The sequence below is a fragment of the Micromonospora sp. WMMD1128 genome, assembly GCF_027497235.1.
Lineage (GTDB): Bacteria > Actinomycetota > Actinomycetes > Mycobacteriales > Micromonosporaceae > Micromonospora.
On the sequence record NZ_CP114902.1, the window covers coordinates 217,288 to 231,810 of the forward strand.

The window sequence follows — 14,523 nt, forward strand, 5'->3', positions numbered from 1 at the left end:
TGACCACGGACCGAACCGACGGATGGTTCAGCGTTCCCGGGACCGGGTCGCCCGGTCAAGCGCCCGGTCCAGGACGACCAGCAGGGCGTCCCGTACGGAGAGCCGGTCCCGGGCGTCGAACTGCACGAGCGGCACGTGCTCGGCGATCGCCAGCGCCCACCGGATCGACGGCAGGTCCAGGGCCAACCGCCCGTCGAACGCGTTGACGCCAACGGCGAACGGCAGCCCGGCCCGTTCGAAGAAGTCGATCGCCGGATAGCAGTCGTCGAGCCGGGCGCTGTCCACCACCACAAGCGCGCCGAGCGCGCCCCGGGCCAGGTCGTCCCACATGAAACCGAACCGGGCCTGACCTGGCGTACCGAAGAGGTAGAGCTTCAGGCTGCGGTCGATGGTCACGGAGCCGAAGTCCATGGCGACCGTGGTGGTGGTCTTGCCGGCCACTCCGCCCGGATCGTCGACGCCGATCCCGGCGGTGGTCATCTCCGCCTCGGTGGTCAGCGGAGCGATCTCGGAGATCGCGCCGACCGTGGTGGTCTTGCCGACCCCGAAGCCGCCCGCGATGAGGATCTTCACCGGGATCGGCGGGCGGGGCGCGGGTACCCGGCTGACGATCGGGGCCGGTTCCCCGGGCGTGCCCGGCGGCCGGTAGGGCAGTGGTGGTCCGGCCGGTGGGGGCGGTGTGGCCCGGCCGATCAGTGGGGCAGGGTTGCCGTAGCGGGCGGGGGCGCTGTTCGCGGCCGGCCCGCCCTGGGCGGCCGCCCGCCAGTCAGGAGATCGCACGAAGTCCATCAATCACTCGCAGGATGAGGTCGGGATCGAGGGCGTCGTCGCCGTCCGCGACGTGCACGTCGAGGTGGCCGGCGGCGCGTAGGTCACCGACCAGCACCCGGGTCACCCCGAACTGCATCCGGGTCCGGGCGGAGATCTCGGCCACCGACACCGGCTCGACGCAGATCGCGACGATCGCGGCCAGTTCCGGGGCCAGTCGGGCGGTCACCGCCCACGAGACGCTGCCGGGCCGGGCGGTCACCTGGGTCTCCAGGCTGATCGCCGGGTCGCCGTCCACCCGGCCGGCGGTGAGCACGAACGGCCGTAGGCCGGACGGCTCCCCGTCGTCGGCGTCCGTGCTCGGCGTCGGCCGGGTGGACGCACGCAGGAAGGGGCGGATCCGGACGCCGTGTTCCGGCTCCGGATCCTCGTCGGCGGCCCCCGGGATCATTGCTGAACGGCGTTCTTCAGCTCGGCGATCAGGCGGGGGCTCAGCGCACCGCCGGCACGGCCGGCGAAGAGCGTCATCTCGTACGCCACGGTGCCCAGGTTGGCGGTCCGGTCGGCGACCACGCCGAGGACCGAGCCGCTGCTGATCGCGCTGATCAGCAGGTAGCCCTCGGCCATGTCGACGATGACCCGGTTGAGCCCGCCCAGCGCGTACCAGCTGGCGGCGCCGCCGGCGAGGCTGGTCATACCGGAGACCACGGCGGCGAGCCGCTCCGCGTTGGACCGGTCCTTGATCGCGGACATGGCCATCAGGAGTCCGTCCGAGGAGACCGCGATCGCCTCCATCACCCCCGCCGTGCTGGAGGTGAACGAGTCGAGCAACCAGTTGAAGGTGCGCGCCTCGGGGCTGAGGTCGCCGTTGATGCTCTGTTCGACGTTGTCGTGCAGGAACGGGCTGGTCACCGTGATGGATCCTCTTCGTAGCGTCGGTCGGGACTCACTTCGCGCAGAGCACGGGCGACGCCCGCCTCGAATTCGGTGATGAGGTTTCGGACCTCGACGGGGTCGCCGGGGTCGGAGCTGGCCGGGGGCGGGGGCGCCACCGCCGAGACGGACAGGTTCGCGCCGGGTACCCGCCGGCTGAGCCGGGGTCGCTCCGGTGTCGCTTCGGCCGGCGTGATGTCGTCCTCGGCCCGGCGTACCCCGTCCTGGAACGCCTCCACCAGGGCGCGGACCGTGGCCGGGTCGTCCGGGACGCCGATCAGCGGCCCGATCACCGGCCCGGCCGGTGCGGCCGGCGGGCCGGCCGGCAGGTTCGCGCCGGGGACCCGTTTCCGGATCGGTCGGGTCCCGGGCGGCCCGGCCGGACCCGCCGCGCTCGACGGCCGCGCGGCGGACGGCCGTTCGGCCGGCGGGACCGGTGATCCGCCCGGCGGGAATCCGGCGGGCGGCGGCGACGTCGGCCGGGCCGGGCCGGCGGGTGCCGTCGGGCGGGCCGGGCCGGCGGACGGCGTCGTGAAGGCGGGGCCGGCGGGCGGGGGCGTGAAGGCGGGGCCGGCGGGCGGGGGCGCGAAGGCGGGGCCGGCGGGCGGGGGCGCGAAGGCGGGACCGGCGGGCGGCGGCGCGAAGGCGGGGCCGGTCGTCGGCCCGGCGGCCGGGGGAGCGGCCGGGGTCGGGCCGACGACCGGTGTCGGCGGAGTGGTGCCCGCGGGGAGCGCGGCCGGGCCGGCGGGCAGCGTGGTGGGTGGCGCGGTCGCCGCGGTGCCGAGCGGGCCGGTCGTTTCCGGATCGTCGGCGGGCTCGCCGAAGGCGTTCCACGAGTCGCCGCTGGTGATGCTGCGGGTGGCCCGGCTCAGCAGCTCCGCGTCGAAGCCGACCAGGTCGGCGGACGCCGGCGGGACGCCGGCCGCGCGACCCGTGCGAGCGGGTTGCGGACGCCGCTCGCCGGCCGGCACGACGGCCCGGGCCACGGCCGCGTCTGCCGGCTCCGGCCGGCGGACCACGAGCGAGGCGGCCGGGATCTCCACGCCGGCCGTGACGCCGCCGCCAAGCGTCGCCGTCAGCCGTACGTTCCAGCCGTGCCGGCGGGCCAACCGGCCCACCACGAAGAGCCCCAACACCTCGGTCGGCGCGAGGTCGAGCCGTTCCCGCCGGGTGAGCCGGGCGTTCTCCTCGACGAGCCGTTCCTCGGTGAGGCCGATGCCGTGGTCCACCACGAGCAGCCGGGCGCCTACACCGGTCAGCTCGCCGGAGACCACGACGCGGGTGTGCGGGGGTGAGAAGGCGGTCGCGTTCTCCATCAGCTCGGCCAGCGCCAGCACCAGGTCGCCGGCGATCGCGGGCGCCGCGGAGACACCGGGCGGCACCTGCACGTCGACCCGGGTGTAGTCCTCGATCTCGCCGAGCGCGAGCCGGACCACGTCGGCCAGTGGAACCGGCGCCACGTGATCGTCCGAGCCGGTGGCGCCGGAGAGCACCACCAGGCTGCCCGCGTTGCGGCGCAGCCGGCTGGAGATGTGGTCCAGCCGGTAGAGGTGCTCCAGCCGGCCCGGGTCGGCCTCCTGCCGTTCCAGCCGGTCGATGAGCGCGATCTGGCGGCCGACCAGGTTCTGCGTACGCCGGCCGACGTGGCCGAACATCTGCGCCACGTTGCGCCGGCCGGCAACCTGCCGCTCGACCAGCCGGGCGGCGGTGTGCTGCACCCGGTCGAACGCGCGGGCCAGGTCGCCGATCTCGTCCCGGGCGTCGACGTCCACCGGGTCTAGGCGCACCGGCGGCACCGACTCGGTCTCGTCGTCGGCGACCCGGGTCAGCTCCGCCTCGGCGACCCGGGCGACGCGCTCGGCGGACTTGGTGAGCCGGCTCAGCGGCCGGGACACGGTCCGGGCGACGGTCATGCTCAGCAGCACCACCAGGAGAAGGATCACGGCCGCCGCCACGGCGACCAGCCAGGCCGCGGTCAGCGCCTCCCGCTCCTCGGTACGGGTCTCCGCGATCACGTCCGCGACGATCTTCTTCTCCACGAACTGGCCCAGTGTGATCATCGAGCGGACCGAGGGGAAGAGCGTGTCCAGCGGCACCCGTGCGATCGAAAGGACCGGATCCTGCGCGCTGTCCTGCAGGAAGGTCTGGTTGGTCCGGGCGGCCACCGCCGCGTCGTCGAGCAGCGCCAGCTGCAACTGCTCCGGCGTGATCAGTTTGCGGAACCGCTCGTTGTCCACGTTGAGCGTCGCGACGCAGGCGATGTAGGAGGCGGAAATCGTCGGGTCACCGTTCGCGCGGACCAGGACGATCTGGGTGGCGCACGAGCTCAGCGCCTCGTCGGTGTGCAGCAGCGCGTCCAGTGCGAGCACCTGCCGCCCGGCCGACGTGTCGGTGTCCACCCGGAACGGCAGCCGAAGCGACTCGATCAGCGCCAGGTCGACCCGGGAGAAGGTGTTCAAGATCTGTGCCGGGATGGCCCGTCCGTCGAGCGTTGCGGCACGGACGTCGGCGAGCTCGCGTACCCCCTCGATCGCCTCGCTGACCGGCGTCGGCAGCGGTTCGGCGCGCAGGTCGGCGACCCGGTCGTCGACGGTGGCGGACTTCTGGAGCAGCTCGGTGCGGCTGACCCGACCGAGCAGCAGCCCGATCGAGAGCAGTCGTTCCTGCTGGAGGTCCTGGACCAGGCTGCCGATCCGGCTGGCGACGCGTACGGTCTCGGCGGTGTCTGCCGCCCGCTGCGCGGCGGCCACCCGATCGACCACCACCGGCACGGCCAGCCCGACCATGCTCAGCAGCGGAATGATCACCAGCAGGGCGAGCTTGCCCCGGATCCGCAGCCTAGTGAGCAGCATCGAAGGGCCTCCACCGCTCGGCCTCGGGAGCCGTACCGGCCCGGACGGGCAGGCGGTCGGCGTCCCGGACAGGTAGGCGGTCGGCGTCCCGCGCGGGGGCCGGTGGGTCCGGGCGGACCGCCGGGGGCCGCGCGGCCTCGGCATGCGTCGGGCGCTTCTCGGCGGGGCGGCGCCGGAACAGCGTCACGGCCAGCCCCACCAGCAGCGCGGTCGCCACCCCGGCCGCGACCCGGGCCAGCAGCCGGTCCCGGTCGAGTGCGTCCAGCCGCTTCGTCAGCAGCGCGTCGAGCTGGTCGAGGATGACGGTGCGGAGCTGCTTGGCGGCGGCCTGGGCGCTGATCCCGGCGGCGGTGAGCTGCTGGGGATTCGGCGCGGCCTGCCCGCCGCCCGCCGCGGTGAACGCTTCGAGGGACCGCTGATAGGTGTCCAACGGGGTGAGCACGTTGGCACCCAGGTCGGCGCTCTCCGTACTGTCCACCGCCGCGCGGAGGTCGGCGACCAGGTCGTTGGCCGGGCCGAACGCGGCCACCCGGAGTTCGGCCAGCTCGATGCCGGTCTTCGTCCGCTCGGCTGCGGGTCGGGTGGCGGCCAGCCGGACCAGGTCGGCGAGCCGGCCGGCGAGCACCGTCGCGGTGGGCAGCGCTCCGCCGATGCCGTCCTGGAGGAAGAACGTGTCCGACTGCGGGTCGCGGATCAGGCCGGAGCTTTCCCGTACCTTCCGGTAGAGGGCGAGCAGCAGGTCGGCGGCCTCGCCGTACGCCTGGTAGGCCGCCTCCGGATCGGTGAGTTCGCGCTCCGGCATCCCGTCCAGCTTCGCCCGCAGCCCGGCCCAGCGGTCGTGGGTGCGCAGCTCGTCGCCGACGGCGTCGTCCACGCTCGCCACCTCTTCGATGGCGGCGCTGAGCGCGGCGCGGGAGGCCGGCGCCTGGGCGACGGCCGTGGACTGGACCTCCACCAGCGAGTCGGTGAGCGGCCCGAGGGCGCGCAGGTAGCGGACGCCGAGTCGTTCCCGGGTGGCCAGGTCGTGGTCGTCCGCGGTGTTCCCCTCGGCGAGCGCGAAGAGCAGGCCGAGCGGGGCGACCAGCACCAGCGCCAGCAGCAGGGGCAGGACGCGGCCCGGCACGGAGGGCCGCCGACGGACCCGCGGCGCGGGGACGGTCATGGTGTCTCTCCTCCGGCGACGGCGACGGCGGGGCGATCGGTGCCGCGGGAGGTCGCCGTGAGCAGTCCCGTGCACCGGACCGGAAAATTAGTCGAACCGGGCGTGGCTGGAACCGTGGTCACGGAGTCGGCTTCACGTCAGTTCGTCCTCGGGTGACCGATAGTAAATTGTGGCCACACGCAGCGTCGGATCGGGCCGCCGAGACGTGGCATCGACGATGGTTTGCAACCGTAGATGTGATTTCACGGGATGCGAATACATCCCGCTGGGATGCTCTGGACCTTCTGCGGACGACGTCCGGTACGCACCGAACGGCGCAGCTGAATGGACGTACGGCGGATCTCAGGGAACGCTCAGCGGACGGCCCGTACCGTGTGCCACATGAGATCACCGCTGCCCGGCGCGCGGGCCCGGCGTGCCCTGTCCGGCCACCCGCGCCGGCTCGTCGCCGCCGTGGTGGTGGTAGTCCTGGTCGCCGCCGCGCTGGTCTGGGTGGCCCGGCCGCAGGGCCCGGACTTCCGGACCGAGCCGGCCCTGGTGACCGTCCGCTCGGGCCCGGACGGGGACGAGCCGGTCGACCTGGACACCACGCTCTACCTGCCCGACGACGCCTCCGGCGACAACCGGGTGCCGGCGGTGCTGCTGGCGCACGGCTTCGGCGGCACCAAGGAGTCGGTTCGCTCGGACGCGGAGGACCTGGTCGCCCGCGGCTACGCCGTGCTCACCTGGACCGCTCGCGGCTTCGGCCGCAGCGGCGGCCAGATTCACCTGGACAGCCCGGACTACGAGGTGCGGGACGCGCAGCGGCTGCTGGACCGGCTCGCCGCCCGTCCGGAGATCCGCCTCGACTCGGCCGGCGACCCTCGGGTGGGCGTGGTCGGCGGCTCCTACGGCGGCGGCCTGGCCCTGCTGCTGGCCGCGCAGGACCGCCGCGTCGACGCGATCGTCCCGATGATCACCTGGAACGACCTGTCCCGGGCGTTCCTGCCGGAGAACACCGGCAAACCGCCCACCGAGGGCGTGTTCAAGAAGGGCTGGGCCGGCATCTTCTTCGGCGGCGGCGGCAACGCCGGCTCGGGCCCGGCCGGGCTGTCCGGCGCCACCGCCGCCGCGCCGGAGGGCGCACCCGCCTCGGCCGGGCCGGCGAGCCCGCAGCCGGGCGCCGGACCGGGCAGCGGCTCCGGCCGGGCGCCTGGTGGCGCCGCCGACCCGTCCTGCGGCCGGTTCGCCGCCGACGTCTGCGCCGCGTACCTGCGCATCGCCACCACCGGCCAGGCCGACGCCGCCGCGGTCGAGCTGCTGCGCCGCTCGTCGCCGGCCCCGGCGCTGAACCGGATCAAGGCCCCCACCCTGCTGGTGCAGGGCGAGGCGGACACGCTCTTCCCGCTCACCGAGGCGGACGCCAACGCGCGCGGCATCGCCGCGGCCGGCACCCCGGTCCGGGTCGCCTGGTTCACCGGCGGCCACGACGGCGGCGCCGGGCCGACCTCCGACTCCGACCGGGTGAAGTTCCTGACCGCGCAGTGGCTCGACCACTACGTCAAGGGCGAGGGGGCGGCACCGGGCGACTCCTTCACGTTCTCCCGGATCGCCGGGTTCGACGCGCTCGACCGGGGTCTGGTGGCCACCGGCTACCGCACCGACGACTACCCGGGCGTGACCGGGCAGGAGCGTCGCGACGTGGCGCTCACCGGCCCGGCCCAGCCGGTCGCCGTACCGCCGAACGGCAACCCGGCGGCCATCTCCACGATCCCGTTCGCCGGCGCGCTCGGCTCGCTGCTGGACGGCGTGGCCGGCGACATCCCCGGCCAGCACGCGCGCTTCGAGTCGGCGCCGCTCGACGACCCGGTCGACGTGGTGGGCGCACCGACCGTACGGATCCGGGCCGCCTCGGCGACCGGCGAGGCGGTGCTCTTCGTCAAGCTCTACGACGTCGACCCGCAGGGCGCGGCCGCGCTCCCCGACGGCCTGGTCGCGCCGGTGCGGCTGACCGGCCTGCCGGCCAGCCTCGACGCCGCGACGCCGGTGACGGTCACGCTGCCGGCGATCGTCCGCCGGGTCGAGGCCGGGCACCGGCTGCGGCTCGTGGTGGCGACGTCGGACCAGGCGTACGCCACGCCTGCCGAACCGGTCGTGCACACCGTGGCGCTCGGCGACGGCCCGCTGGTGCTGCCCACCGTGGACGCCGCGCCGATCCCCACCTCGGCCGCGATCTGGCGCTGGGTGCTTGTCGGCCTGCTCGCCGCGATCGCGGTCGGGCTCGTCGTGGTCGTCCTGCTCGCCCGCCGCCGGCAACGCCGCCAGGACCGCTCCGTGCACCCGGAGTACGCGGGCGTGCCGCTCGCCGTGCGCAACCTGCGCAAGGAGTACGCGGACGGCTTCGTCGCCGTTTCCGAGGTGGACTTCGAGGTGCACCCCGGCCAGGTGGTCGGCCTGCTCGGGCCGAACGGCGCCGGCAAGACCACCACGCTGCGGGTGCTGATGGGGCTGACCCAGCCCACCGCCGGGGAGATCTACGTGTTCGGGCACCGGCTGGTGCCCGGTTCGCCGGTGCTCTCCCGGATCGGCGCGCTCGTCGAGGGGCCGGGTTTCCTGCCGCACCTGTCCGGGCTGGACAACCTGAAGGCGTACTGGCGGGCGACCGGCCGGCCGTGGGCGGACGCGCACTTCGACGAGGCGCTGGAGATCGCCGGCCTGGGTGACTCGGTGCACCGGCGGACGAAGAAGTACAGCCACGGCATGCGGCAGCGGCTCGCCATCGCCCAGGCCATGCTCGGCCTGCCCGAGCTGCTGGTGCTCGACGAGCCGACGGACGGGCTCGACCCGCCGCAGATCGCCGAGATGCGCCGGGTGCTCCAGCGCTACGCCACGGACGGCCGGGCGGTGCTGGTCTCCAGCCACCTGCTGGCCGAGGTGGAGCAGACCTGCACCCACGCGGTGGTGGTGAACAAGGGGCGGATCGTGGCGTCCGGCCCGGTCGGGGAGATCGTCGGTGAGTCGCCGAGCGTGCTGTTCGAGGTGAGCGACCCGGATGCCGCGCGTACCGTGCTCGACCGGCTCGACGGTGTGCGGGTGCTGCCCGACGACGACGGTGGGCTGGTGGTCGACACGAACGGCACCGCACGCAGCGAGGTGGTGGCCGAGCTGGTCCGGGCCGGCATCGGGGTGGACCGGGTGGTGCCCCGGCGTCGCCTGGAGGACGCGTTCCTCGCCCTGGTCGGCGAGAACTCTCGGGGAAGCGGTGACCGGTGATGGCGGGTTCTCAGGTGGCGTCGAAGGGCAGTGGTGGGGCGGCGGTCGGTTACCGGCCGTCGGCCACGCTGCCGTTCGGGGCGGAGTTCCGGCGGCAGGCGTCGCGTCGGCGTACCCAGTTGGCGCTGGGGTTCATGGTGCTGCTGCCGCTGATCATCCTGATCGCGTTTCAGTTCGACTCCGGGAACGACGACGGCGGCGGGCGGGGCGAGTTCGCCAGCCTGGCCGACCTGGCCACCGCGGGCGGGCTCAACTTCACCCTGTTCTCGATCCTGGTGTCGGCGTCGTTCCTGCTGGTCGTGGTGGTGGCGCTGTTCTTCGGTGACACGGTGGCCAGCGAGGCGAGCTGGGGCAGCCTGCGCTACCTGCTGGCCGTGCCGGTGCCCCGGGCGCGGCTGCTCGCGGTGAAGCTGGTGGTCGCGCTCGCGTACTCCGGGTTGGCGTTGCTGCTGCTCGCGGGCACCGCGCTGCTCGCCGGCACGCTGCGGTACGGCTGGGAGCCGCTGAGCAGCCAGGTCTCCGCCGAGTTGGCCCCGGTCGACGGGCTGCTCCGGTTGCTCGGGGTGCTCGGCTACCTGGCGGTGGTGCTGCTTGTGGTGGCCGGGCTGGCGTTCCTGCTGTCGGTGACCACCGATGCCGCGCTCGGCGCGGTCGGCGGTGCGGTGCTGCTCTGGATCCTGTCCAGCATCCTCGACCAGATCACCGCGCTGGGCGGGCTGCGCGACCTGCTGCCGACCCACTACAGCAGCGCCTGGCTGGGGTTGTTGTCCACGCCGACGCAGACCGACGACGTGGTGCGGGGCGCGATCTCGGCGATCGTCTACGCGACGCTGTTCTGGGGGCTCGCCTTCTGGCGGTTCACCCGCAAGGACATCACCAGCTGAGGTGCAAGGCGGGGGCCCCTCTTAACGCTTCCGGTAGAGGAAGGGGCCCCGCTTAACGTCTCAAGCCCATATCATGGGAGCGTTCCCATGAGATTGTCCCGCCAGCAAGGAATTGATTAACTTCTATTCCTGCGCCCGCCATCCTGGACGTCGCCACATATCGCCCCAGGAGGTATCCCATGGTTCCCACGCAGTTGAAGGGCCCCGTGCTCTCCCTGTTCCGCATCGTCGTCGGCCTGCTCTTCATGCTCCACGGCGCGGCGTCGATCTTCGGCATACTCGGCGGCAACCCGGTCACCGGCGAGGCGATCCCGGTCGGCACCTGGCCCGGCTGGTGGGCCGCGCTGATCCAGCTCGTCTGCGGCGCGCTGGTGCTCGTCGGCCTGGGCACCCGCCCGGCCGCGCTCCTCGCCTCCGGCTCGATGGCGTACGCATACTTCGTGGTGCACCAGCCGCACGGCCTGCTGCCCATCCGCAACGGCGGCGAGGCGGCCGCGATGTTCTGCTGGTCGTTCCTGCTGGTCGCGGTGCTCGGCCCGGGCACCTGGGCGCTCGACGCCCTGCTGGCCCGCCGCCGCGCGGCCGCCGAGACCCCGTCGACCCCGCGCGCCTCCGTCCCCGCCTGAGCCGTACATCCGCGATCTTCGTACGGGGTCCGCCCCTCAGGGGGCGGTCCCCGTACGTAGGTTCGGGCCGGCACGCGCTGCAGCGTGGCGACCTCGTCGACGCTGGTAAGCGTGGTGGGGCAGGTGGGTTCTTGCTCTCCACGAAGGAGCTGGCGGATCTGTGCGAGGTGGGCAGCCGGTCGCCGTCCGGCAGGCCATCACGATCCTGATCGAGACCGGCGGGTTGTACGGCCATCAAGGGCTCGGCGTGTTCGTCCGGACCCCGCTGCCCCATGCCTGACGAGGTGCGTTACGGCCTCAGCGCAGCCGGCGAAGGTGGGACCACCTTGTCGAGTTGTCGCTCGAGGCTGAGCGGGTCGTCGAAGAACTCGACGTCGCTCACAGTTCGGAGCTCGGCGACGATCGCTGCTGGCCAGTCACGCGCCGAGCCGTCGAGCGCAGCGACCCGGGCTTCTCGGGCGATCTTCGACAAGCCGAAGACGTGGTAGCAATGCTCGGCTGCCTGATCAGGGTCACGGAGACCGACGGCCTGGACGTAGGCCGCTTTGCCGTCGTTGGTGACCCGTAGCGTCACCGAACGGCTGCGACCCGACTCAAGCGGGATCGGAGCGTCGCGCTGGAGTTCGCGCGTGCGCCCGGCCCAGGTGGTGACCCGGTCCGTCACCCGGTCGACAAACCTCATGCCCGTCGGATGCGGAGCGAGCCATCGAAGCTGGTCGGCGCGGAGCGACGCCTGGGCGACGTCAAGGACCAACTTTCCCAGATCATCGGCGCCCCCGAAGGCCGTGATTTCACCGGGTGCTGCCTCAACCCCGTTGATCTCACCGTCAGCCATGATCTCGGCGAACGCCGCAGCCGCGCGACCAGCGAGCAGATTTACTCCAGCCATCGTCAACAGGGACGCTGCGGTGGCGCGATCGGTCACCCGGTAGCCGGAGCCCATGGGCTCGACCAGAACCCGTACGCCGTCGCCGTCGCCATAGGTCAAAGGCAGGTCAACCAGCAGGCCGTCGCCGTACGGGTGGATGACGGTGTTGTCATTGACAGCCCGGAGGACAGCACCGATGACGGTCGTGGCGTCCACGATCATCCCCCTCACGGCTCGCGCCAGATGAAGTCGTCCCCGATAGCAATGAAGCACTCTCCGGCGAACGCTTCCAGGATTGCACGATAAGTGCCGGGTGCGACTCTGGGCTGAAGTGGAACGGCGGGAATGTCGTCTGGTTCGTACGCCCCCTCATCTCCGCCACCGGGCTCGTTCCGGTGCTTGTGAGTGCCGGAAAAGGGACGATGCGGTGTGTTGACGCACAATCGGCGCGCGGAGAAGCCCAGCCGACCATCGCCGGCAAGATACTGAAGCGCCGGCTCGCTCGGCTTCAGCTCGTTGACCGTCATACGAAGCCTGCACGGCGTGAGCGCCCTGAGAGTGGTGTCAACCCGGAGGACGCCTTCCCTGACGACCCGGTTCCTGGTGGCCCAGGTGACACCCCCCACGGTCACTGCCTGCGCGAGCGGTGAAAGCAAGGTGCCGAGGTTGGCGGCCGTCATCAAGTCCGACACCTGGCGACTCACGATCGCACCCCTTCCTGCCGTCTGGTGACGACGTGAGGTCACCTCGCTCCGTGCAGGGTCGGACACTATCTGAGACGGTCTTCGTGGCGTGGTTCCGGCGGGGCGTGTCGGGTCGCTACCTGATCTCGACGGGAGAGTGATACCCGCCTGCTGGGGCGCTCAGAGCGGGTTTACCGGAACGTCGGCCGTAGAAGGCGGGCCGCTCGGCGCGGCGGGTTCCGTGGTCGGCTCGGGGTCGCGGCGCTTCCAGGCGCTGACCCCCAGCCGGCCGGTGTTGCCCAGGTCGATCGGACCGTCCAGCGCGACCGGGTACGCCGGCCGGCCGCTGACCGGGGCGACGTCGAGCTGCCTGCCCTCGGTCGCCACCACTGTCGCGTCGGTGACGGTGTTGCGCCAGAGCAACGCCGCGCCGGCCCGCTCGCCGGGGCGCAGCACGACCCGGGTGGGTGGGGCGTCGAAGCCGGAGGTGATCCCGGTGGCGCCGGGGACGATCCGGACCGTGATCCGGTCCCCGTCGGCGTCCCGGAGGCGGACCGCCGGATAGCCGCGCAACTCGTACGGCTGATCTCCGCAGTTGACCAGGTCCAGGCCCATGGCCCGCAGCCCCATCGCGGCGCTCACCCCGGTTTCGGTGATCCGGATGCCCTCCGGCGTGCACGGCGGGGTGGGCGAGGCGGCGGGGGCGGTCGGCTGCGGGGGCAGCGGGTCGATCGGCGCCGGCGCCCGGGTGCAGGCCGCCACTAGCGTCAGCGCCGCGAGAAGACCGGTGCCGACTGCCGCGTTCCGCATCCGGCGATCATGCCACCCGTGTGGCCCACTGCGTGGGACCCCCGGGTGGCAGCTGCGTGAGCAGCGCATAGACTCGGCGGCACAACTGCATACCTCATCCAGAGGGGCTGAGGGATACGGCCCGACGACGCCCCGGCAACCACCCGCCACGCTCGACGACGAGCGACCGCGGGCAGGTGCCAATTCCGTCCCCGCCGCACCCGGCGATGCGGGGAAAGATGAGAGGAACCTCTCGACATGACGTCGACCCTTCCCGCCGTCTCCGGCATCGACACCACCCGCAGCCCGGCCCGCGCCCTGGTCTGTCGCGCCTGTTCCGCGCGCTACCCGCTGGCCGCGCAGCACGCCTGCTACGAGTGTTTCGGCCCGCTTGAGGTCGACTACGACACCGCCGCCCTGGCCACCGTCACCCGGGCGCAGATCGAATCCGGCCCGAACAGCATCTGGCGCTACGCCGCCCTGCTGCCGGCCGGCCAGGACCCGGCCACCCGGGTCACCCTCGACCCGGGGCTGACCCCGCTCGTGTCCGCCGGCAACCTCGCCGCCGAGCTGGGGCTCACCGGCCCGCTCTGGGTCAAGGACGACAGCGCCAACCCCACCCACTCGTTCAAGGACCGTGTCGTGTCGGTGGCGCTCACCGCCGCCCGCGCGCTCGGCTTCACCCGCTACGCCTGCGCGTCCACCGGCAACCTGGCCAACTCGGTCGCCGCGCACGCGGCCCGGGCCGGCGTGCCGTCGGTGGTCTTCATCCCCAGTGACCTGGAGCAGGGCAAGGTCGTCACCACCGCGGTCTACGGCGGTGACCTGGTCGCGATCGACGGCTCGTACGACGACGTGAACCGGCTCTGCGGCGAGCTGGTGGAGACCGACGAGTTCGAGGACACCGCGTTCGTCAACGTGAACGTCCGGCCGTTCTACGCGGAGGGCTCCAAGACTCTCGGGTACGAGGTGGCCGAGCAGCTCGGCTGGCGCATCCCGGCGCAGGTGGTCATCCCGATGGCCAGCGGCGAGCTGCTCACCAAGATCGACAAGGCGTTCACCGAGCTGGTGGAGATCGGCCTGGTGGAGGCGCCGGCCGGTGGCTGGACGGTGTTCGGCGCCCAGTCCGCCGGCTGCAACCCGATCGCCACCGCGCTGCACGACGACCGCGACACCATCGTCCCGGTCAAGCCCACAGGCATCGCCAAGTCGCTGAACATCGGCGACCCGGCCGCCGGGGTGTACGCGCTGGAGGCGGTCCGCCGCACCGGCGGCTGGATGGAGTACGCCGACGACGACGAGATCCGCGCCGGTATCCGGCTGCTGGCCCGGACCACTGGCGTGTTCGCCGAGACCGCGGGCGGCGTGACGGTGGCGGTGCTGCGCAAGCTGGTGGAGTCCGGCAAGCTCGACCCGACCGCCGAGACGGTGGTCTTCAACACCGGCGAGGGCTTGAAGACCCTCGACGCCGTGGCTGCCGCCGCCGGCCCCACCCACCGCATCAAGCCCAGCCTCCGCGCCGCCCGCGACGCCGGCCTCCTCTCCTGACCTCCTGACCCGTCCGACAAGGCGTCGATCAAGGAGTTGGCGTCAGCGGCAGTGGCCGATCCGGACGCGAACTCCTTGGTCAACTCGCCGCGGTGGGCCGTCCCGGCCGCTGGCGGACTCGCCCGGGTGGGGGATCGGGGACGACCAGCGGGTGACGG

General features: G+C 72.9%; 12 protein-coding genes and 1 riboswitch. Of the genes, 4 read left to right on the plus strand and 8 right to left on the minus strand.

Going from position 1 to position 14,523, the window contains the following annotated elements; genetic code table 11:
• Positions 1–27: 27 nt before the first annotated feature.
• From O7602_RS01060 to O7602_RS01080, 5 genes are read right to left on the minus strand one after another with little or no spacing between them, the layout of a single operon-like run.
• The gene (locus O7602_RS01060) at positions 28–789 is read right to left on the minus strand and encodes an ATP/GTP-binding protein (protein WP_281586380.1); all 762 of its coding nucleotides are present in this window, start codon (positions 787–789) and stop codon (positions 28–30) included.
• Positions 767–1,219 carry a DUF742 domain-containing protein gene (locus O7602_RS01065; protein ID WP_281586381.1) on the minus strand — a complete coding sequence of 151 codons (453 nt, stop codon included), beginning with the start codon at positions 1,217–1,219 and terminating at the stop codon, positions 767–769. The genes O7602_RS01060 and O7602_RS01065 overlap by 23 nt, the downstream gene beginning before the upstream one ends.
• Positions 1,216–1,680 carry a roadblock/LC7 domain-containing protein gene (locus tag O7602_RS01070; RefSeq protein ID WP_281586382.1) on the minus strand — a complete coding sequence of 155 codons (465 nt, stop codon included), beginning with the start codon at positions 1,678–1,680 and terminating at the stop codon, positions 1,216–1,218. Before O7602_RS01070 ends, O7602_RS01065 begins: the two co-directional genes overlap by 4 nt.
• Entirely contained in the window at positions 1,677–4,553 is a 2,877-nt protein-coding gene (locus O7602_RS01075) for a nitrate- and nitrite sensing domain-containing protein (protein ID WP_281586383.1), read from the minus strand. The genes O7602_RS01070 and O7602_RS01075 overlap by 4 nt, the downstream gene beginning before the upstream one ends.
• Positions 4,540–5,715, minus strand: a complete 1,176-nt coding sequence (locus O7602_RS01080) for a hypothetical protein (protein ID WP_281586384.1) — start codon at positions 5,713–5,715, stop codon at positions 4,540–4,542. The genes O7602_RS01075 and O7602_RS01080 overlap by 14 nt, the downstream gene beginning before the upstream one ends.
• 381 nt (positions 5,716–6,096) lie before the next feature.
• Between O7602_RS01080 and O7602_RS01085 the strand changes: the two genes are divergently transcribed.
• From O7602_RS01085 to O7602_RS01095, 3 genes are all read left to right on the plus strand, one after another.
• A complete protein-coding gene (locus O7602_RS01085) occupies positions 6,097–8,967 on the plus strand; it encodes an alpha/beta fold hydrolase (RefSeq protein WP_281586385.1) in 2,871 nt (956 codons plus the stop codon).
• Entirely contained in the window at positions 8,967–9,851 is an 885-nt protein-coding gene (locus O7602_RS01090) for an ABC transporter permease subunit (RefSeq protein WP_281586386.1), read from the plus strand. The genes O7602_RS01085 and O7602_RS01090 overlap by 1 nt, the downstream gene beginning before the upstream one ends.
• 179 nt (positions 9,852–10,030) lie before the next feature.
• Positions 10,031–10,477: a DoxX family protein gene (locus O7602_RS01095; protein ID WP_281586387.1), complete on the plus strand. Its 447-nt coding sequence runs from the start codon at positions 10,031–10,033 to the stop codon at positions 10,475–10,477.
• A gap of 289 nt (positions 10,478–10,766) precedes the next feature.
• On the opposite strand, the gene O7602_RS01100 is transcribed toward O7602_RS01095, so the two are convergent.
• The 3 genes from O7602_RS01100 to O7602_RS01110 all read right to left on the minus strand — a co-directional run bounded on the left by O7602_RS01100 (position 10,767) and on the right by O7602_RS01110 (position 12,838).
• Complete coding sequence (locus O7602_RS01100; protein ID WP_281586388.1) at positions 10,767–11,561, minus strand: hypothetical protein; 795 nt, start codon at positions 11,559–11,561, stop codon at positions 10,767–10,769.
• Positions 11,562–11,572: 11 nt separating this feature from the next.
• On the minus strand, positions 11,573–12,049 hold the full coding sequence (locus O7602_RS01105; protein WP_281586389.1) for a hypothetical protein: 477 nt from the start codon (positions 12,047–12,049) through the stop codon (positions 11,573–11,575).
• A 159-nt stretch (positions 12,050–12,208) separates the two neighbouring features.
• Positions 12,209–12,838, minus strand: coding sequence for a DUF4232 domain-containing protein (locus tag O7602_RS01110; RefSeq protein WP_281586390.1), 630 nt, complete (start codon positions 12,836–12,838; stop codon positions 12,209–12,211).
• A 91-nt stretch (positions 12,839–12,929) separates the two neighbouring features.
• Positions 12,930–13,063, plus strand: a riboswitch (SAM riboswitch).
• Positions 13,064–13,075: 12 nt separating this feature from the next.
• Here O7602_RS01110 and thrC point away from each other — a divergent pair.
• Positions 13,076–14,365: a threonine synthase gene (gene thrC / locus O7602_RS01115; RefSeq protein WP_281586391.1), complete on the plus strand. Its 1,290-nt coding sequence runs from the start codon at positions 13,076–13,078 to the stop codon at positions 14,363–14,365.
• The last annotated feature ends 158 nt before the right edge of the window (positions 14,366–14,523 follow it).

Coding starts and splice junctions, on each gene's coding strand:
- O7602_RS01060 (WP_281586380.1), bottom strand. CDS start 789: ATGGACTTCGTGCGATCTCCTGACTGGCGGGCGGCCGCCCAGGGCGGG.
- O7602_RS01065 (WP_281586381.1), bottom strand. CDS start 1,219: ATGATCCCGGGGGCCGCCGACGAGGATCCGGAGCCGGAACACGGCGTC.
- O7602_RS01075 (WP_281586383.1), bottom strand. CDS start 4,553: ATGCTGCTCACTAGGCTGCGGATCCGGGGCAAGCTCGCCCTGCTGGTG.
- O7602_RS01080 (WP_281586384.1), bottom strand. CDS start 5,715: ATGACCGTCCCCGCGCCGCGGGTCCGTCGGCGGCCCTCCGTGCCGGGC.
- O7602_RS01085 (WP_281586385.1), top strand. CDS start 6,097: ATGAGATCACCGCTGCCCGGCGCGCGGGCCCGGCGTGCCCTGTCCGGC.
- O7602_RS01090 (WP_281586386.1), top strand. CDS start 8,967: ATGGCGGGTTCTCAGGTGGCGTCGAAGGGCAGTGGTGGGGCGGCGGTC.
- O7602_RS01095 (WP_281586387.1), top strand. CDS start 10,031: ATGGTTCCCACGCAGTTGAAGGGCCCCGTGCTCTCCCTGTTCCGCATC.
- O7602_RS01110 (WP_281586390.1), bottom strand. CDS start 12,838: ATGCGGAACGCGGCAGTCGGCACCGGTCTTCTCGCGGCGCTGACGCTA.
- thrC (WP_281586391.1), top strand. CDS start 13,076: ATGACGTCGACCCTTCCCGCCGTCTCCGGCATCGACACCACCCGCAGC.